This is a genomic window from Pararhizobium sp. P1_E7 (genome assembly GCF_056405855.1).
The window spans coordinates 58,848-75,966 of the sequence record NZ_JBFUBH010000014.1 but is presented as its reverse complement, the minus strand read 5'-3'; the positions used below and the strand labels follow the sequence as shown (position 1 = coordinate 75,966).

At 60.5% G+C, this 17,119-nt stretch carries 21 protein-coding genes; 10 read left to right on the top strand and 11 right to left on the bottom strand.

Translation table 11 applies throughout. The features are described 5' to 3' along the window. A complete protein-coding gene (locus AC1D17_RS15745; protein WP_477566315.1) occupies positions 1 to 2,859 on the top strand; it encodes an Rne/Rng family ribonuclease in 2,859 nt (952 codons plus the stop codon). 263 nt (positions 2,860 to 3,122) lie between these two features. After that, a complete protein-coding gene (locus AC1D17_RS15740) occupies positions 3,123 to 3,338 on the top strand; it encodes a hypothetical protein (protein ID WP_477566314.1) in 216 nt (71 codons plus the stop codon). A gap of 150 nt (positions 3,339 to 3,488) precedes the next feature. Here AC1D17_RS15740 and AC1D17_RS15735 read toward each other — a convergent pair whose 3' ends face one another. After that, positions 3,489 to 4,601: a pyridoxal phosphate-dependent aminotransferase gene (locus AC1D17_RS15735; RefSeq protein WP_477566332.1), complete on the bottom strand. Its 1,113-nt coding sequence runs from the start codon at positions 4,599 to 4,601 to the stop codon at positions 3,489 to 3,491. Positions 4,602 to 4,865: 264 nt separating this feature from the next. Between AC1D17_RS15735 and AC1D17_RS15730 the strand changes: the two genes are divergently transcribed. The 5 genes from AC1D17_RS15730 (at position 4,866) to aat (ending at position 8,670) form a co-directional block, all read left to right on the top strand. After that, on the top strand, positions 4,866 to 5,633 hold the full coding sequence (locus AC1D17_RS15730; RefSeq protein ID WP_477566313.1) for a DsbA family protein: 768 nt from the start codon (positions 4,866 to 4,868) through the stop codon (positions 5,631 to 5,633). 127 nt (positions 5,634 to 5,760) lie between these two features. Then, entirely contained in the window at positions 5,761 to 6,207 is a 447-nt protein-coding gene (gene aroQ / locus AC1D17_RS15725; protein ID WP_477566312.1) for a type II 3-dehydroquinate dehydratase, read from the top strand. Between the two features lie 22 nt (positions 6,208 to 6,229). After that, positions 6,230 to 6,694 carry an acetyl-CoA carboxylase biotin carboxyl carrier protein gene (gene accB, locus AC1D17_RS15720; RefSeq protein WP_477566311.1) on the top strand — a complete coding sequence of 155 codons (465 nt, stop codon included), beginning with the start codon at positions 6,230 to 6,232 and terminating at the stop codon, positions 6,692 to 6,694. Between the two features lie 9 nt (positions 6,695 to 6,703). Next, positions 6,704 to 8,047 (top strand): acetyl-CoA carboxylase biotin carboxylase subunit, encoded by a 1,344-nt coding sequence (gene accC, locus AC1D17_RS15715; protein ID WP_264219151.1) that lies wholly within the window; start codon positions 6,704 to 6,706, stop codon positions 8,045 to 8,047. 8 nt (positions 8,048 to 8,055) lie between these two features. Then, positions 8,056 to 8,670, top strand: a complete 615-nt coding sequence (aat, locus tag AC1D17_RS15710; RefSeq protein ID WP_477566310.1) for a leucyl/phenylalanyl-tRNA--protein transferase — start codon at positions 8,056 to 8,058, stop codon at positions 8,668 to 8,670. 14 nt (positions 8,671 to 8,684) lie between these two features. On the opposite strand, the gene AC1D17_RS15705 is transcribed toward aat, so the two are convergent. The 4 genes from AC1D17_RS15705 to gatB all read right to left on the bottom strand — a co-directional run bounded on the left by AC1D17_RS15705 (position 8,685) and on the right by gatB (position 11,843). Further along, positions 8,685 to 9,137 carry a DUF2155 domain-containing protein gene (locus tag AC1D17_RS15705; RefSeq protein ID WP_477566309.1) on the bottom strand — a complete coding sequence of 151 codons (453 nt, stop codon included), beginning with the start codon at positions 9,135 to 9,137 and terminating at the stop codon, positions 8,685 to 8,687. A 128-nt stretch (positions 9,138 to 9,265) separates the two neighbouring features. After that, a complete protein-coding gene (locus tag AC1D17_RS15700; protein ID WP_264219153.1) occupies positions 9,266 to 9,661 on the bottom strand; it encodes an NADH:ubiquinone oxidoreductase subunit NDUFA12 in 396 nt (131 codons plus the stop codon). A 189-nt stretch (positions 9,662 to 9,850) separates the two neighbouring features. Next, positions 9,851 to 10,336 carry a GNAT family N-acetyltransferase gene (locus tag AC1D17_RS15695; RefSeq protein WP_477566308.1) on the bottom strand — a complete coding sequence of 162 codons (486 nt, stop codon included), beginning with the start codon at positions 10,334 to 10,336 and terminating at the stop codon, positions 9,851 to 9,853. A gap of 4 nt (positions 10,337 to 10,340) precedes the next feature. Further along, positions 10,341 to 11,843 (bottom strand): Asp-tRNA(Asn)/Glu-tRNA(Gln) amidotransferase subunit GatB, encoded by a 1,503-nt coding sequence (gene gatB, locus AC1D17_RS15690; protein ID WP_477566307.1) that lies wholly within the window; start codon positions 11,841 to 11,843, stop codon positions 10,341 to 10,343. Between the two features lie 149 nt (positions 11,844 to 11,992). Between gatB and AC1D17_RS15685 the strand changes: the two genes are divergently transcribed. Both AC1D17_RS15685 and AC1D17_RS15680 read left to right on the top strand, forming a co-directional pair. Continuing rightward, positions 11,993 to 12,301 carry a DUF1294 domain-containing protein gene (locus tag AC1D17_RS15685; RefSeq protein WP_477566306.1) on the top strand — a complete coding sequence of 103 codons (309 nt, stop codon included), beginning with the start codon at positions 11,993 to 11,995 and terminating at the stop codon, positions 12,299 to 12,301. 252 nt (positions 12,302 to 12,553) lie between these two features. Beyond that, positions 12,554 to 12,811, top strand: a complete 258-nt coding sequence (locus AC1D17_RS15680) for a YjhX family toxin (protein WP_477566305.1) — start codon at positions 12,554 to 12,556, stop codon at positions 12,809 to 12,811. Between the two features lie 76 nt (positions 12,812 to 12,887). Here AC1D17_RS15680 and AC1D17_RS15675 read toward each other — a convergent pair whose 3' ends face one another. From AC1D17_RS15675 to AC1D17_RS15660, 4 genes are all read right to left on the bottom strand, one after another. Then, complete coding sequence (locus AC1D17_RS15675) at positions 12,888 to 13,397, bottom strand: N-acetyltransferase family protein (RefSeq protein WP_477566304.1); 510 nt, start codon at positions 13,395 to 13,397, stop codon at positions 12,888 to 12,890. Positions 13,398 to 13,463: 66 nt separating this feature from the next. Further along, a complete protein-coding gene (gene gatA / locus AC1D17_RS15670) occupies positions 13,464 to 14,945 on the bottom strand; it encodes an Asp-tRNA(Asn)/Glu-tRNA(Gln) amidotransferase subunit GatA (protein ID WP_477566303.1) in 1,482 nt (493 codons plus the stop codon). A 48-nt stretch (positions 14,946 to 14,993) separates the two neighbouring features. After that, positions 14,994 to 15,281: an Asp-tRNA(Asn)/Glu-tRNA(Gln) amidotransferase subunit GatC gene (gene gatC, locus AC1D17_RS15665; RefSeq protein WP_477566302.1), complete on the bottom strand. Its 288-nt coding sequence runs from the start codon at positions 15,279 to 15,281 to the stop codon at positions 14,994 to 14,996. Positions 15,282 to 15,385: 104 nt separating this feature from the next. Then, on the bottom strand, positions 15,386 to 16,090 hold the full coding sequence (locus AC1D17_RS15660; protein WP_477566301.1) for a metal-dependent hydrolase: 705 nt from the start codon (positions 16,088 to 16,090) through the stop codon (positions 15,386 to 15,388). Positions 16,091 to 16,185: 95 nt separating this feature from the next. Between AC1D17_RS15660 and ruvX the strand changes: the two genes are divergently transcribed. Further along, positions 16,186 to 16,680: a Holliday junction resolvase RuvX gene (gene ruvX, locus AC1D17_RS15655; RefSeq protein WP_477566300.1), complete on the top strand. Its 495-nt coding sequence runs from the start codon at positions 16,186 to 16,188 to the stop codon at positions 16,678 to 16,680. On the opposite strand, the gene AC1D17_RS15650 is transcribed toward ruvX, so the two are convergent. Further along, complete coding sequence (locus AC1D17_RS15650) at positions 16,617 to 16,961, bottom strand: DUF6105 family protein (protein WP_477566299.1); 345 nt, start codon at positions 16,959 to 16,961, stop codon at positions 16,617 to 16,619. The two genes, ruvX and AC1D17_RS15650, sit on opposite strands and share 64 nt — an antisense overlap. Then, positions 16,958 to 17,113 (bottom strand): hypothetical protein, encoded by a 156-nt coding sequence (locus AC1D17_RS15645; protein ID WP_477566298.1) that lies wholly within the window; start codon positions 17,111 to 17,113, stop codon positions 16,958 to 16,960. The genes AC1D17_RS15650 and AC1D17_RS15645 overlap by 4 nt, the downstream gene beginning before the upstream one ends. Positions 17,114 to 17,119 lie beyond the last annotated feature (6 nt).

Below are 17,119 nucleotides of genomic sequence, written 5' to 3'. Positions count from 1 at the left end.
ATGGCAGAGAAAATGCTTATCGATGCGTCTCACGCTGAAGAGACGCGCGTCGTTGTCGTCCGCGGAAACCGCATAGAAGAATTCGACTTCGAATCCGAACACAAGAAACAGATCCGCGGCAATATCTATCTCGCGAAAGTGACGCGCGTAGAACCGTCGCTGCAGGCGGCCTTCGTCGATTACGGCGGCAACCGCCACGGCTTTCTGGCCTTCGCGGAAATCCATCCCGACTATTACCAGATCCCGCTTGCCGACCGGCAGGCCCTGCTCAAGGCGGAAGCCGAAGAAGCGCGCCGCGACGATGACATCGAGCATGTCGAAACCGGCACGGATCTCGGCCCCGATTCCGATGAGGAAACGGCAGAAACCGCCGAAGAAACCGTCGTCGAGGTGATCGAGGCGGCTGCCGAACCGGCCGAGATTGTGGAAACTGCCGTCGAGGCAGACGAAAAGCCGAAGACAAAGGCCAAGCGCCCGCGCCGCACCAAGAAGGCTGCCGCAGCCGAGGCTGAAGCGGCCACAGCCGATGCCGATGGCGAAGAAGGTACAGGCGGCGAAATGGCTGCCATGGTCGATACCGACAGCATTTCCGAAGACACCCGTGGCGGACGCCGCAGCCGTGATGACGACGATGATGACGACGGTCATCACGAAGAAAAGGAAGTCATCGAATCCGTCGGCGCCGAAGACGCGATGGAAGAAGTGCCGGACCGGCAGGTCAACCGCCGCCCGCGCAAGCAGTACCGCATCCAGGAAGTCATCAAGCGCCGGCAGATCCTGCTGGTGCAGGTGGCCAAGGAAGAACGCGGCAACAAGGGCGCGGCGCTGACCACCTACCTGTCGCTTGCCGGCCGCTACTCGGTGCTGATGCCGAACACGGCGCGCGGCGGCGGTATTTCCCGCAAGATCACCAACCTGCCGGACCGCAAGCGCCTGAAGGAAATCGCCCGCGCGCTCGACGTGCCGCAGGGCATGGGCGTCATCCTGCGCACCGCCGGTGCCAACCGCACCAAGGTCGAAGTCAAGCGCGACTTCGAATATCTGATGCGCCTTTGGGAAAACGTCCGCACGCTGACTTTGTCCTCGACTGCCCCCTGCCTCGTCTATGAGGAAGGTAGCCTGATCAAGCGCTCGATCCGCGACCTTTACAACAAGGATATCAGCGAGATCATCGTTGCCGGCGAAGAAGGCTACAAGGAAGCCAAGGGCTTCATGAAGATGCTGATGCCGAGCCACGCCAAGGTGGTTCAGCCCTACCGCGACGTGCATCCGATCTTCTCGCGCTCGGGCATCGAAGCCCAGCTCGACCGCATGCTGGTGCCGCAGGTAACGCTGAAATCGGGCGGCTACATCATCATCAACCAGACCGAGGCGCTGGTTGCCATCGACGTCAACTCGGGCCGTTCGACCCGCGAACACTCGATCGAGGACACAGCCCTCCAGACCAACCTCGAAGCCGCCGAAGAAGTCGCCCGCCAGCTGCGCCTGCGCGACCTTGCCGGCCTTGTGGTCGTCGACTTCATCGACATGGAAGAAAAGCGCAACAACCGCGCCGTCGAGAAGCGTCTGAAGGATCATCTGAAGAACGACCGCGCCCGCATCCAGGTCGGCCGCATCTCGCATTTCGGCCTGCTCGAAATGTCGCGCCAGCGTATTCGCGCCTCGGTGCTGGAATCGACGATGCAGGTCTGCTCGCATTGCAACGGCACGGGCCATGTGCGTTCGCAGTCCTCCGTTGCCCTGCATGTCCTGCGCGGCGTCGAGGAATATCTGCTGAAGAACACCACGCACAACATCACCGTGCGCACGACACCGGATATCGCGCTCTACCTCCTGAACCACAAGCGCGGCACGATCGTCGATTATGAAGAGCGTTTCGGCGTTCAGATCATCGTCGAGGCGGACGCCCATGTCGGCGCCCAGCATTTTGCCATCGATCGTGGCGAAGCTGTCGAGAATCCGGTCAAGATCGAGCAGATCATCCAGTTTGAACCGGAAATCGACGAGGACGACGATATCGTCATCGAAGAGGATATCGAAGACGACGAAGAAGCCGTGGTCGAAGCCAAGCCCGAACGGGCGGAACGGGCAGAACGCGAGCCTGCTGCACAGGGTGACGATCAGGGCAACCGCAAGCGCAAGCGCCGCCGGCGCCGGCGCGGTGGCCGCCCGGGTAGCGATCAGGGTGCCGAAGCCGGTGCCCGTTCCGATGACGCGTCCGATGAGGATGGCGACGAAGACGAAGCCGATGACGTTGCCGCACAGGCCGGTGCCGACGATGCACAGGATGCAGGCCTGAGCGAAGAAGAACGCCAGAAGCGCAAGCGCCGCCGTCGCGGCAAGCGCGGTGGCCGCCGCAACCGTCCGGACGAGGCAGAAGGTGAAAACCTTGCAGCCGACGGCGAAACCGGTGGCGAGGAAGCCTCGCTGGGCGAAGCGGAAGCATCAGCTGCCGCCGCAGTCGAAGAGGTGGTTTCAGCCGTTGCCGTCGAGGTCGCTGAAGTTCCCGTCGTTGCCGAGGAAGAGGTGAAGCCGGCCAAGCCGAAGCGCAGCCGCAAGAAGGCCGTTGCTGCCGCCGAGGTGGCCGTCGCCGAGGAAGCACCAGCCGCGACCGCCGATGCGGATGCCCAGGCTGCCGTCGAAGCAAAGCCCGAAGCGGAAGCTGTCATCGAAGAACCGGCCGTCGAGAAGGCTGCTGCAGCCCTCGAAGAGACGAAGCTGGTACGCGCCAACCGCGATATCGAGGCGATTGCCAGCGAGCCGGTGGTCAAGTCGTCCACCGTCAAGAAGGACGAGGGCGACGCCGAACCGGCAAAGCCCAAGAAGGGCGGCTGGTGGCAGAAGCGCGGCTTCTTCTGAGCCGGAACTGCTAAAGCGCGTCGCGATCTCTCAGATTCGCTTCTCGCGCTTTAGGTCTTTGACTTTACGCATGTCGTTATCGCAAAACCGCTACACACTTTTGCGCGACATGCTTTAGGACACGAAAAACCGGCCAGGCGACTGGCCGGTTTTTTTCATCTTGAGGCCTGTTCCATAAGGAACTGCGAAAATATAGAGACTGCGGCAGATTGTGCTCCGCTGGACGGGATGGGCTCGTCCTTCATCAGCCGGAGGAGGCAATCATGCGACGTATTCTTGTCGCAGCGGCGCTTGTCGCCATACCCACGATTTCGCTTGCAGCAACGTCCCAGGCCGGCGGCAAGAGCCGTCAGCGCTACAATGATTTTTACTACGGCAGCTATGACACCGCCTTTGAACCGGTCTGCGTGATCAAGACCGTCCGCTCGACGGACCAACAGGGCGCTGCTGTCGTCAAGATGATCCGCATCTGCCGCTGAGGCATGCGTTTTGAACTGATCGCCCGAACCGGTCGGCTGTGTGTGCGCGTCTGTTAGGCGCGCATGTTGTCAATCCGCTTCACAAGTGGATTCACGGCTGTCACAGATCGATTCCGGAAAAACATTTAACGATCTGAGATCGCTATAGAATCACGCCAGCCAGCGGGCGACGCGGTCCATCGCTTCAGCCATGTCGGCCTCTGCTCCCGCATAGGAAAACCGCATCGCGCGATGGCCTTCGAGCGGATCGAAATCCAGCCCCGGCGTTGCCGCGACATTGATCTCGGCCAGCATCTTGCGGGCAAACTCCATGCTGTCATTGGTGAAACGGCTGACATCGGCATAGGCGTAGAACGCCCCGTCCATCGGCGAGGCGATGGAAAAGCCGATCTCTGGCAGGCGCTTCAGCAGGAGATCGCGGTTGGCGGCATAGGATGCCTTGTAGACATCGAGTTCCGCTTCACAGCCGAGCGCTGCTTCTGCGGCGATCTGCGACAGTTCCGGCGGTGAGATATAGAGGCTCTGGGCGATGCGCTCGAAGGCGCGGACCTGCGCCTCCGGCAGCACCATCCAGCCGATCCGCCAGCCGGTCATGCAATAATACTTCGAGAACGAATTGATGATGACGGCCTCATCGGTCACCGCCAGCGCCGTCGTCTCTTCGCCGGCAAATGTCAGACCGTGATAGATCTCGTCGGAAATGAAGGCGATATCGTTGTCATGGCAGTAATCGGCGAGCGCCTTCAGCCCTGCCCTGCCCGTGACCGTGCCTGTCGGATTGGCCGGGCTTGCAAGGAGTACGCCGCTCAGGCGTTTGCCGGCTTTTGCCGCAGCAGCCTCCAGGTTTTGCGGCGTCAGCGTAAAGCCGCTTTCGGCATCTGCCTCGACCTCGATGACCGTCAGACCGAGGGCTGCCAGGATGTTGCGGTAGGCCGGATAGCCCGGGCGGGCGATGGCGACACAATCGCCCGGATCGAACAGCGCCAGAAATGCCAGATTGAAGCCTGCCGACGATCCCGTCGTGACAGCAACACGCTGAGGATCAATGTCGATGCCGTAACGTCTGCGGTAGTGCCGGGCGATCGCCATCCTGAGCGATGCGGTTCCGAGCGCGTCGGTATAACCGAGGCGGCCATGGCCAAGCGCCGTTCGTGCCGCCTCCAGCGCCGCCTTCGGCGCGGGATAGCTCGGCTGGCCGACCGCCATCGAGATGACCGGATAGCCGGCTTCGCGGCGCTTGGTGGCTTCTGCCAGAACGTCCATGGCATGGAACGGTTCGACGGAGCTGCGAACGGAAAGAGGCTTCAACGGCACATCCTCGATATTTTTGACGTGACAGGCATGTGCCTGATCGCAAAGAGGTTCACAAGTGCGCGAGCGCCGCATTTCCGCCGATTTTGCGGTTTCGTTTGGCGCCGCGCCGCCCTATGGTCGGCAGCGATATCTGTTGTCCTTCAAACAAGCCTGTTGACGCGGCCTTAGCACTTGAACGACAGACTGCAGCAAAGAAAGACAACGAGGACCAACATGGCATTCAACGCTCGAAAGATCATCGCCGCTTCGCTCATGCTTTTGACGGCGAGTGCTGCGGCTTCTCCGGCAGCCTACGCGCTGGATGCCAAGCAGAAGCAGGAAATCGGCGATTTCATCAAGGAATACCTTGTCGCCAATCCGGAAATCCTGCTCGAAGCCCAGCAGGCGCTGAAGAAGAAGCAGGCCGACGAACAGATGGTGCAGGCGCAGGCCGCCATCACCGACAATGAGAAGGCGATTTTCCAGTCGCCCTATGACGTCACGCTCGGCAATCCCAATGGCGACGTCACCATCGTCGAGTTCTACGACTACAATTGCGGCTACTGCAAACGCGCTCTGTCCGACATGGAAACCATTCTCGAAAAGGACAAGAATGTCCGTTTCGTCCTGAAGGAACTGCCTATCCTCGGCCCTGATTCCATGGCTGCGCACAAGGTCAGCACCGCATTCATGGCAATCGCACCGGAAAAGTACGGTGACTTCCATCGCAAGCTGCTCGGCGGCGAGGATCGCGCCAACGAAGACACGGCGATGGCCGTTGCCACCGGCCTTGGCGTTTCCGAAGCCGACCTGCGCAAGAAGATGGCTGAAAACACCCAGGACGATGCCGTCAAGGAAGTCTATACGCTTGCCAACGATCTCGGCATCACCGGTACGCCTTCCTACGTCGTCGGCAAGGAAGCCGTCTATGGCGCTGTCGGTGCCGAAGAAATTGAAACGAAGGTCACCAACGTCCGTACCTGCGGCAAGACCATCTGCTAAGCCTCACCTTTTTTGGGCAAAGCGATGCGTTATGGCTTGTGGACAAATGCCGAGGGGGGCCAAAGGGCTTTTCCTTGGCAGTCCGCCGGTCTATAGGTAGCGCTCGACTATCGGACCGGATCCCCTTATGCCATCGACCATTTTCGTGCTGAACGGCCCCAACCTCAACGCGCTCGGAAAACGCGAGCCCGGGATTTATGGGACCCTGACACTGGCCGACATCGAAGCGATGTGCGTCGAGCATGGCAATCTACTCGGCCTCAACGTCGTCTGCCGCCAGAGCAATCATGAAGGCGATCTCGTCGACTGGTTCCATGAGGCGGGCGGCGTGGCACAGGGCATCGTCATCAATGCCGGCGCCTACACCCATACATCGATCGCGCTGCACGATGCGGCCAAGGCGATCGGCATTCCGGTCGTCGAGGTGCACCTTTCCAACGTTCATGCCCGCGAGGAATTCCGGCACAAATCGATGCTGGCACCCGCCGCCAAGGGCGTCATCTGCGGTTTCGGAGCCGACAGTTACATTCTGGCGCTCAATGCGCTAAAGACACTCACACAACTCACGAAATAAAAAGAACACGAGGCTCATATCCATGGCTGACAAGAAACCCGGCATCGACCAGACGCTGATCCGCGATCTCGCCAACATCCTGAACGAAACCGATCTCACTGAAATCGAAGTGGAACAGGACGACCTGCGTATCCGCGTTTCGCGCGCCGGTACGCCGCAATACGTGTCGGCTCCGGTTCCGGCCGCAGCACCTGTTCAGATCGCATCCGCCGGCGTTGCCGCGGTCTCGGCTGCCGAAACCGCAAGAACCTCCAAGAATGCCCTCACCGCGCCGATGGTGGGCACGGCCTACCTGTCGCCGGCCCCCGGCTCGCGCCCGTTCGTTGAAGTCGGCGCCACCGTCAAGGAAGGCCAGACCATCCTGATCATCGAAGCCATGAAGACGATGAACCAGATCCCGGCGCCGCGCTCCGGCAAGGTCGTCGAAATCCTCGTTGAAGACGGCGCACCGGTTGAATACGGCGAAGCGCTTGTTGTCATCGAATAGGCCGCGCAGATGATTTCCAAGATCCTCATTGCCAATCGCGGCGAAATCGCCCTCAGGGTCCTGCGCGCCTGCAAGGAACTCGGCATCGCGACGGTCGCGGTTCACTCGACCGCCGACGCCAATGCGATGCATGTGCGGCTGGCTGACGAGAGCGTCTGCATTGGCCCGCCACCCTCGCGCGACAGCTACCTCAACATCCATCAGATCGTCGCGGCCTGCGAGATCACCGGCGCCGACGCCGTGCATCCGGGCTACGGCTTCCTGTCGGAAAATGCCAAGTTCGCCGACATTCTCGACGCGCACGGCATCACCTTTATCGGACCGACCGCCGATCACATCCGCATCATGGGTGACAAGATCACGGCAAAGGAAACGGCAAAGGCACTCGGCATTCCGGTTGTTCCCGGTTCCGCTGGCGAAGTGAAGCCGGAGAACGCGCTCGAGATCGCCCGCGAAATCGGCTTCCCCGTGCTGATCAAGGCCACCGCCGGCGGCGGCGGTCGCGGCATGAAGGTTGCAAAGAACGAGGAAGAACTGTCCGAGGCGGTTTCCACGGCCCGTTCCGAGGCGCTTGCCGCTTTCGGCAACGATGCCGTCTATATGGAAAAATACCTCGGCAAGCCGCGCCATATCGAGGTCCAGATCGTCGGTGACGGCGAAGGCAATGCCATTCATCTGGGCGAACGCGATTGCTCTTTGCAGCGCCGCCACCAGAAGGTCTGGGAAGAAGCCAACTCTCCGGCTCTCAACGTCGAGCAGCGGATGAAGATCGGCGAAATCTGCGCCGATGCCATGCGCAAGCTGAAATATCGCGGTGCCGGCACGATCGAATTTCTCTACGAAAACGGCGAGTTCTTCTTCATCGAGATGAACACCCGCCTGCAGGTCGAGCATCCGATCACCGAAGCCATCACCGGCATTGACCTGGTGCACGAGCAGATCCGCGTCGCTTCCGGCGGTGGTCTTTCCGTGACGCAGGACGAGATCGTCTTTTCCGGCCATGCCATCGAATGCCGCATCAATGCCGAGGATGCGCGCACCTTCGTGCCGTCCCCCGGCACGATCACGCATTTCCATGCACCGGGCGGCCTTGGCGTTCGCGTCGATTCAGGCGCCTATCAGGGCTACAAGATCCCGCCCTATTACGACAGCCTGATCGGCAAGCTGATCGTGCATGGACGCACCCGCGTCGAATGCATGATGCGCCTGCGCCGCGTGCTGGATGAATTCGTCATCGACGGTATCAAGACCACCTTGCCTCTGTTCCAGGACCTGATCAACAATCAGGACATCGCCAACGGCGACTACGACATCCATTGGCTGGAAAACTATCTGGCCAAGACGGCCGAATGAGGTTTTAAATGAAAGGGACCCGCAGCAGGCAGCCGGACATTACGCCGGATTTGCTGTTGCGGGCCTATTCCATCGGCCTGTTCCCTATGGCCGACAGCGCCGACGATCCCGAACTCTTCTGGGTCGAGCCTGAACTGCGCGGGATCATCCCGCTCGACGATTTCCACATTTCCAAAAGCCTTGCAAAAACCGTTCGGCGCGCGCCGTTCGATATCCGCTACGACACCGCCTTCGAACAGGTGATGGAGGGCTGCGCCGCCCCTGCCCCGGACCGGCCGACCACCTGGATCAACGCCAAGATCCGCACGCTCTATGCGACGCTGCACAGCATGGGCCATGCGCATTGTGTGGAAGCCTGGGAAGGCAAAGAACTGGTGGGCGGCCTCTACGGCGTCTCGCTCGGCTCGGCCTTCTTCGGCGAGAGCATGTTTTCCCGCCGCACCGATGCTTCGAAGATCTGCCTCGTGCATCTGGTTGAGCGGCTGCGAAGGCAGGGCTTTGTCCTGCTCGATACCCAGTTCACCACCGAGCATCTGAAGAATTTCGGCGCTATCGACGTGCCGAAATCGCGCTATGAAAAAATGCTGGCGCGCGCCATCGCGACACCGCACCTGAAGTTCTAAAATCGGGAAATCGGTTATTGCTTGGCCGCAGTGTCCGGCGGCGGCAGGTCGGACTTTGCCTTGCAGCTGTTCAGCCAGACGTCATAGACGGGATGCTCGACGGCATTCAGGCCCGGGCTATCGGCAAACATCCAGCCGGTGAAGATGCGGCGAATCTTGCGGTCCAGCGTGATTTCATCGACCTCGACGAACGTATCGGTCTTCGGCGCTTCCGTATCGTCGCGGCTGTAGCAGACGCGGGGGGTGACCTGCAGCGCACCGAACTGGACGGTTTCGCCGATATAGACATCGAAAGTGGTGATGCGGCCGGTGATCTTGTCGATGCCGGAAAAGACCGCAACCGGATTGGTGACCCGCGCGGCGTCGGCGATGGCTGTCATCGAGAGAAACGAGGCACCGGCAACTGCGAGCAGCGTCGCTGCCGCAAACATCCGGCGCTTTGGAATTCGCTGACTTGAAACTACCATTCTAACGCCCGTCTCCCGCGCGATCTCCGGCCATGTGCCGTTTATCAGGCGCTAAACATCAAATGTGGCCGCGGCATGGTGCCTGCGGTGCAATCAACAATTCCAAAGAAACTGTTTGCAAATCCGGTTCAGGAGCGCGGCGTCCAGGCATCATAATCGCCGGTAACGCGCGGACGTTCGCCGGTAGCATTGATCGAGCCCGGTGGCCGGTAGGCCTGGGCGGAGCCGGTGCCGTTTGGCTGGTGCGGCTTCTGCCATTCGCGCGGCTTGTAGCTTTCGTCCGCCGGCGAAACGTCGGTGCGATGATGCATCCAACCGTGCCAGCCCGGCGGAATGGCGGAAGCGTCGGCATAACCGTTGTAGATGACCCAGCGGCGGGTGCGGCCCTCGGAGTCCTTGCCGCCCTGATAGTAGACATTGCCGGCTGCATCTTCGCCCACCCGTTTGCCGAAGCGCCAGGTGTGAAAGCGGGTACCGATCGTCTGTCCATTCCACCAGGTAAAAATCTGCAGCAGAGACTTCATGATGTCCGTCCTTGACCGCGCCAAAAATCCGCGCGGGATATCCTAGAGTGCTGATCCGCTTATGCCGCGCAGCCTCGTCAATGTCCAGTGATTCCGTTGCCGCATTGTTATTTCAAAGGGAGCTTGAAGCTGAAACGCAGGGGCGAAACCGGCTCGTCCAGCAAACCGCGGCATCGGCACGAAGCGGCGTTACCCGAGCGGCTTTTCCATCACGATCGTCGCAATGCCCCAGGTGGCTGCGCCGGTCCCTGCCCTGACGAAGCCATGCGCCTCGTAGAAGCCGATGGCTTTCAGATTGTTTTCCTCGACCTCGACACGCATCGTGCCGGCATAGGGAAAACAGGTCTCAAGCTCGGCGAAGATGTCGCGGGCAATTCCCTGCCGTTGAAATTGCGGCAGGACATAGAGCTGGTGCAGCACCGCAGTTTCATGCAGCGTTTCCGACATCGAGGCAAAGCCCATGCCGCCGATTACCTTGCCATCATCGGCGACGAGAAATTCGCCGTTCTTGCGCTGGAGATTGGCCTTCAATGCAGCCACCGAATGCCACTTGGCCGTCATCTCGCTGATCTTTTCGGCACCGTACTGCGCATCGTAGGTCGCATGCGCAGTCTCGGCCAGAAGCGTGCTGACTTTCGCCAGATCGCGCTCAGTGGCTGTCCGGACGAAGAACACCGGGTTACTCCTCGATACCGAGCTTGGCCTTGACCAGCGCCTGCACCGCCTGCGGGTTTGCCTTGCCGCCGGTCGACTTCATCACCTGGCCGACGAACCAGCCGGCCAGCGAAGGCTTGGCCTGAACCTTGGCGACCTGATCCGGGTTTGCGGCGATGATCTCGTCGACGGCCTTTTCGATGGCGCCTGTGTCAGTCACCTGCTTCATGCCGCGGCTTTCGACCAGCTCGGCCGGGTCGCCGCCCTCTGTCCAGACAATTTCGAACAGGTCCTTGGCGATCTTGCCGGAGATGACTTCCGATTTGATCAGGTCGAGAATGCCACCAAGCTGGGCCGGCGAAACCGGAGTCTCTTCAATGGCTTTGCCGGCTTTGTTCAAGGCGCCGAGCAGGTCGTTGATCACCCAGTTGGCAGCAATCTTGCCGTCGCGGCCAGCGGCCACGGCCTCAAAATAATCCGCAATCGCCTTTTCCGAGACGAGCACCGACGCATCGTAGACCGAGAGGCCGAGATCGCGCACGAAGCGCTCCTTCTTGTCGTCGGGCAGTTCCGGCAGATGCGCCTTCAGGTCTTCGATGAAGGCATCATCGAATTCCAGCGGCAAAAGGTCCGGATCCGGGAAATAGCGGTAATCATGCGCGTCTTCCTTGGAACGCATCGAACGGGTCTCGCCCTTGTTCGGATCGAACAGGCGGGTTTCCTGATCGATCGAGCCGCCGTCTTCGAGAATGGCGATCTGGCGGCGAGCCTCGTATTCGATCGCCTGACCGATGAAGCGGATGGAGTTGACGTTCTTGATTTCGCAACGCGTGCCGAAATCCTCGCCGGGACGGCGCACGGAAACGTTGACGTCGGCGCGCATCGAGCCCTCGTCCATGTTACCATCGCAGGTGCCGAGATAGCGCACGATCGAACGCAGCTTGGTCATGTAGGCCTTGGCTTCGTCGGAGGAGCGCATGTCCGGCTTGGAGACAATCTCCATCAGCGCCACGCCGGACCGGTTGAGGTCGACATAGGACATGGTCGGGTTCTGGTCGTGCATCGACTTGCCGGCGTCCTGCTCCAGATGCAGCCGCTCGATGCCGATCTCGACATCCTCGAACTGGCCCTGACGGTCGGGGCCGACCGAAATGACGATCTGGCCTTCACCGACGATCGGATCCTTGAACTGGGAAATCTGGTAGCCCTGCGGCAGGTCCGGATAGAAGTAGTTCTTGCGGTCGAAGATCGAGCGCTTGTTGATCTGGGCCTTCAGACCAAGACCGGTGCGGACCGCCTGCTTGACGCATTCCTCGTTGATGACGGGCAACATGCCGGGCATCGCCGCATCGACCAGCGAGACGTTGGAGTTCGGGGCATTGCCGAAGGTCGTCGAGGCACCCGAAAACAGCTTCGAATTGCTCGTCACCTGGGCATGGACTTCCATGCCGACAATGACTTCCCAATCGCCAGTGGCGCCGGGAATATAGCGTTTCGGTTCGGAGATGCGGACGTCGACGAGGGTCATGGAATGCTCTTCTGTAAGCTCGAATTCGTGTGTCTCTGGGTAGAACAATTGGCTATGGCGTGCAAGGCTTGTCGCATCCGGCACGGCGTATTGATGCCCGATATCCGGGCGTTTGCGATCTGTTCAATTTTTTCCGGCACTCTAGCGGAATGACCCTCTGCCTGTGGCTTACAGTTCTGCTGCTTGTCTTGAACATCACGACGTACTGCGTCTTCTGGTGGGACAAGACGGCTGCGCGCGAGGGAACCCGGCGCATCGCCGAAACCAAGCTTTTGAGCCTTGCCTTCTTCGGCGGCAGCCTCGGCGCCTTTGCCGCCCAGCGGCTGTTGCGGCACAAGACCCGCAAGGAGCCGTTCCGAACCCGGCTGACGGCGATCCTCGTGTTGCACGCAGCCATTGTTTCCGTCGGGCTTCTGCTATTGCCGTGGGTTCTCGCCGGTTACGTTTTTCATTCCTGACGCACGACGCAACCGGCTGATTTCTGAAACCGGCCGCCGCAACAGTCGCGCATTCTTGACGGGGCAGCTTTCCTTCGCTTACAAGCGGCCGTCCTATGGAGTTTTGATGTTCTCGATATCTGAGATTGCCTGAAGGCCCTGCCTGCAAAAACCTTTTGCGGGCATGGGCCGGAAAACGAAGCCCTGGCGTTCGACTGAACGCCAGACCCGTTTTCATGCGTTCAATCGAACGCTTTTCGGATCTCATCATCAATGGACATTTCACGCGAAGAACAGCGTATTCTACATCTTATGGCCCAAGGCGGCCGCATCGAAATCTTCCGCGCTGACGGCAAGACCATCGACAACGTCCGATGCTTCACCCGCGACGGCTGGCTCTATCCCGGATTCGGCCTGGATATGTTTCGCAAGCTGAAGCGGAAGAAAGCGATTTCTTCATCGGGCGGTAAACCGTACCGGATCACCCAACGCGGCCTCGTTCTCGTGCGCGCGCAGTTGAACAACCGCTGACAAGGCAAAACCGGTGGGACCGAATGAACGGTCTCACCGGTTTTTCACATCACCATTTCAGCTGCATGGCCGCCGCTCAGAACCATTGCTGATCCTGATGAACGACAGGTTCTCCCAGCATTTTCGTCATGCCGACCGATTCGACGTCGCGATCGAGCTTCGGCGCATAGGCCGTCGACAGCGAACTGATCGCATATCCGTGCTTGCGGAAAAAACCGATGGCCGGGGCGTTCTGCGCATGGGTCCTGATCGCGGCAGCCTCAAATCCGTCGCTCAGAATCCGGCGTTCCAGATCGGCAAGCAGGCAGGAGCCGAGACCGCTTCGTTGCATCGCCGGTTCTATCCAGAGATCGGAGATTGCGCCGTCATTGTCTTCGCGCGCTGCCCAGCCGGCAACCGTGCCGCTGTTTTCGATGACGCTCACCGAAAACCACTTCGATCTCAGAAAGGACAGGAACGACAGCTCGGCCACACGGCGCATGGACTGCGCATCGGCAACGCCGGAAACGGCTTTTTCCCAGGCATCAAGCCCGATTGCCGCAAGAGCTGGGGTTTCATCTTCGCGCGCAAGGCGGACGATCATCATGTGGCGGATCCCTTCCGCCACAACTAGAGCATCAGTGCTGCGGTTTGGCCAGCAGCACCGAGGGGCTTACCACCACTTTGCAGGCTGGAATTTTCCGGCGGCCTGCTCGATGACATGCGCCGTCTTGAACAGCGTTTCTTCCTCGAACGGCTTGCCGATCAGCTGCAGGCCGAGCGGCAGGCCCTTGTGGTCGAGGCCGGCGGGAACGGCGATGCCCGGAAGGCCGGCCATGTTGACCGTTACCGTGAAGATATCGTTCAGGTACATCTTCACCGGATCGGACGCCAGATCCTCGTCGGCAATGCCGAAGGCGGAGGATGGCGTGGCAGGCGTCAGGATCGCATCGACACCGGCGTGGAAGGCCAGCTCGAAGTCGCGCTTGATCAGCGTGCGGACCTTCTGGGCCTGCAGGTAATAGGCGTCGTAATAGCCGGCCGACAGCACATAGGTGCCGATCATGATGCGGCGCTTGACCTCGGTTCCGAAGCCGGCAGCGCGGGTCTTTTCGTACATGTCGGCAATGTCCTTGCCATCGACGCGCAGGCCGTAGCGGACACCGTCATAGCGGGCAAGGTTGGACGAGGCTTCGGCGGGCGCGACGATGTAATAGGCCGGCAGCGCATATTTGGTGTGCGGCAGGCTGATATCGACAATCTCGGCACCGGCGTCCTTCAGCCAGGCAATGCCCTGCTGCCACAGGGTTTCGATTTCGCCCGGCATGCCGTCGACACGGTATTCCTTCGGAATCCCGATCTTCGTGCCCCTCAACGACTGGCCGAGCGAGGCTTCGTAGTCCGGCACCGGCAGATCGACCGACGTCGTGTCCTTGGCATCGACGCTCGCCATCGACTTCAGCAGGATCGCCGCGTCACGCACGTCGCGGGCGATCGGGCCGGCCTGATCGAGCGAGGATGCGAAGGCGACGATGCCCCAGCGCGAGCAGCGGCCATAGGTCGGCTTGATGCCGACGGTGCCGGTGAAGGCGGCCGGCTGGCGGATCGAGCCGCCGGTGTCGGTCGCGGTGGCGCCGGCGCACAGGAATGCGGCAACGGCTGCGGCCGAACCGCCCGACGAGCCGCCCGGAACCAGATCGAGGTTCGAACCGTTGGCGCGCCAGGGGTTTTTAACCGGGCCGTAATAGGAGCTTTCGTTCGACGAGCCCATGGCGAACTCGTCCATGTTCAGCTTGCCGAGCATGACGGCGCCGTCGTTCCAGAGGTTCTGCGTGACGGTCGATTCGTACTTCGGCTTGAAGCCGTCGAGAATGTGGCTGCAGGCCTGGGTGTGGACACCCTCGGTACCGAACAGATCCTTGATCCCGAGCGGAATGCCTTCGAGCGCACCGGCCTTGCCTGCAGCGATGCGAGCGTCCGACGCCTTTGCCATGTCGCGCGCCTTGTCCGGCGTGGTGACGACATAGGCATTCAGCGCGCCATTGGCCGCGTCGATCGCGCCGATATAGGCTTCCGTCAATTCGACAGCGGAGATTTCCTTGGAGCTCAGCTTCGCGCGCGCTTCAGCAATGGTCAGGCGGGTCAGGTCGGTCATGGCAAGCTTTCAAAATCGGGTTCGGGCGGACGGCGGAGTCGGCAGGGCTTATTCGACAACCTTAGGCACGAGGAAGAAATTGCGATCCTCGTTCGGGGCGTTGGCGACGATATCGTCGGCCTTGTTGCCATCGGTCACCGCATCGACGCGCTTCTTCATTGCCATCGGGGTCACGGATGTCATCGGCTCGACGCCATCGACATTGACTTCGGAAAGCTGCTCGACGAAGCCGAGGATGCCGTTCAGTTCGCCGGTCATGCGCTGAGCGTCCTCTTCGGTGACGGCAATGCGGGCAAGATGCGCGACGCGCTTCACGGTTGCGAGATCAACTGACATGGATATTCTCCGAGTACGAAATTTCCTACCCGCTATAATGACCAAGCCCGAGGCACGCAACGGGGGAATGCCGCGTTGCGTGCGTCTTTGAGCACTTGCGCCGGTCAGAAAACCACACTGCCGCCGGCCGCGGGCGCTTCCACCTTCGTTGCGGCACCCTCCATGCCGACGATGAACAGCTCCGGCGTCTGGTCGATGATGCCGAACGAGCCGTAATGGCAGGGCATCACGGTTGCGAATTTGAAGAAGCGCTGGCAGGCCAGTGCCGCAACGGCACCGCCCATGGTGAACCGGTCGCCGATCGGCACGAGACCAATTTCCGGCTGATGCAGTTCATGGATCAGCGCCATGTCGGAGAAAATATCGGTATCACCCATGTGATAGAGCGTCGGCTCGTCCTCGAAATGCAGCACCAGACCGTTGGCATTCCCGAGCGAATGCGACACGCCGTCTTCGGTCAGCTGCGCCGATGAATGGAGCGCATTGACGAAGGTGGTGGAAAAACCGTCGAGATGGATCGTACCGCCGGTATTGCCCATTTCGATCGCCTGGACACCCTTGGACCCGAGCCATGCCGCCAGATCGGCATTGGCAACGACGGTCGCGCCGGTTTCCTTGGCCAGCGCAATCGTATCGCCGACGTGGTCGCCATGGCCGTGGGTCAGGAGAATATGGGTCAGCCCGGCGGCTGCATCCTTGCGGAAGGATTGGTCAAAGGATGGATTGCCGGTGAAGAACGGATCGATAAGGATTTTCGACTTGGCGGTTTCCAGGTGAAAAGCGGAATGTCCGAGCCACTTGATCTTCATGAAAATACTCCTTGATTGGCAGCGGGGATGATTTGGCGGCAGGATAGGGATATGGATCACCCGAGTATTCCTAAAAGACCGAATCGGCAAATCACATGGCTGTTCTCAGCATCGACGAACTCGCATCCACCCTCTTGCCCAGCCAGGCCATTGCAGGCCTTGATCTCGGCACCAAGACGATCGGCATTTCGGTGTCGGATCTCGGGCGCCGGTTCGCGACCCCGCGCGACGTGATCAAGCGGGTCAAATTCGGCATCGATGCGCAGGCCCTGCTTGCGATGGCCGAGAAGGAACGGATTGCCGCCTTCATCATCGGTCTGCCGATCAACATGGACGGCTCGGCCGGTCCGCGCGCCCAGGCGACCAGGGCTTTCGTGCACAACATGGCGCAGAAGACGGATCTGCCGTTCGTCTACTGGGACGAACGGCTGTCGACCGTGGCGGCCGAACGGGTGCTGATCGAGATGGATGTTTCGAGAAAGAAGCGGGCCGACCGGATCGATTCGGCGGCCGCTTCCTTCATTCTTCAGGGCGCGCTGGACAGGTTGGCATCCTTGGCGAAGGACGCGGCAGCGGGCTCGTCCATCTGAACGGCCGGAAAACGCCGCGTGTACCATGCACGGATTTCGCGCCGMTTGCGGAACGCGATGATCGCAAACACCAGCAGGCTGTCGAAGGCAATGGCACGGGCGACCAGTGGCGGGATGGTTTCCGGCGGCATGCCAAGAACGTGGCCGTAGATGGCGAAAACCAGATCATGCGTCTGACGCGTCAGCATGAAAATGCCGAAACTCATGTCGTAGTAGGAAAGGCCATACCAGCCGATCAACAGGATGACCGGGCACGCCCAGAGGATCAGGAACCACTTCATGCCGTTCTCCCCTCAACCAATGCCACCTGCTTGACCTGTGCCGACGTCCAATCCAGCGCGAGCAAGCTCACAAGGATGACAGCCGGGACCGTCAGATCGACCGCAAGGCTCGTAAAAAACATCGTCATGATGGTGACCAAGCCAGTTCTCACCGAACC

Bases quoted from the DNA above. Each gene is read 5' to 3' on its own strand.
- ruvX (WP_477566300.1), top strand. From the start codon at position 16,186: ATGGCTGTTCTCAGCATCGACGAACTCGCATCCACCCTCTTGCCCAGC.
- aat (WP_477566310.1), top strand. From the start codon at position 8,056: ATGAAAGGGACCCGCAGCAGGCAGCCGGACATTACGCCGGATTTGCTG.
- gatA (WP_477566303.1), bottom strand. From the start codon at position 14,945: ATGACCGACCTGACCCGCCTGACCATTGCTGAAGCGCGCGCGAAGCTG.
- AC1D17_RS15680 (WP_477566305.1), top strand. From the start codon at position 12,554: ATGGACATTTCACGCGAAGAACAGCGTATTCTACATCTTATGGCCCAA.
- accB (WP_477566311.1), top strand. From the start codon at position 6,230: ATGGCTGACAAGAAACCCGGCATCGACCAGACGCTGATCCGCGATCTC.
- AC1D17_RS15730 (WP_477566313.1), top strand. From the start codon at position 4,866: ATGGCATTCAACGCTCGAAAGATCATCGCCGCTTCGCTCATGCTTTTG.
- AC1D17_RS15660 (WP_477566301.1), bottom strand. From the start codon at position 16,090: ATGAAGATCAAGTGGCTCGGACATTCCGCTTTTCACCTGGAAACCGCC.
- AC1D17_RS15745 (WP_477566315.1), top strand. From the start codon at position 1: ATGGCAGAGAAAATGCTTATCGATGCGTCTCACGCTGAAGAGACGCGC.
- gatC (WP_477566302.1), bottom strand. From the start codon at position 15,281: ATGTCAGTTGATCTCGCAACCGTGAAGCGCGTCGCGCATCTTGCCCGC.
- accC (WP_264219151.1), top strand. From the start codon at position 6,704: ATGATTTCCAAGATCCTCATTGCCAATCGCGGCGAAATCGCCCTCAGG.
- AC1D17_RS15735 (WP_477566332.1), bottom strand. From the start codon at position 4,601: ATGGACGTTCTGGCAGAAGCCACCAAGCGCCGCGAAGCCGGCTATCCG.
- AC1D17_RS15675 (WP_477566304.1), bottom strand. From the start codon at position 13,397: ATGATGATCGTCCGCCTTGCGCGCGAAGATGAAACCCCAGCTCTTGCG.
- aroQ (WP_477566312.1), top strand. From the start codon at position 5,761: ATGCCATCGACCATTTTCGTGCTGAACGGCCCCAACCTCAACGCGCTC.
- AC1D17_RS15700 (WP_264219153.1), bottom strand. From the start codon at position 9,661: ATGAAGTCTCTGCTGCAGATTTTTACCTGGTGGAATGGACAGACGATC.
- AC1D17_RS15685 (WP_477566306.1), top strand. From the start codon at position 11,993: ATGACCCTCTGCCTGTGGCTTACAGTTCTGCTGCTTGTCTTGAACATC.
- AC1D17_RS15740 (WP_477566314.1), top strand. From the start codon at position 3,123: ATGCGACGTATTCTTGTCGCAGCGGCGCTTGTCGCCATACCCACGATT.
- AC1D17_RS15705 (WP_477566309.1), bottom strand. From the start codon at position 9,137: ATGGTAGTTTCAAGTCAGCGAATTCCAAAGCGCCGGATGTTTGCGGCA.
- gatB (WP_477566307.1), bottom strand. From the start codon at position 11,843: ATGACCCTCGTCGACGTCCGCATCTCCGAACCGAAACGCTATATTCCC.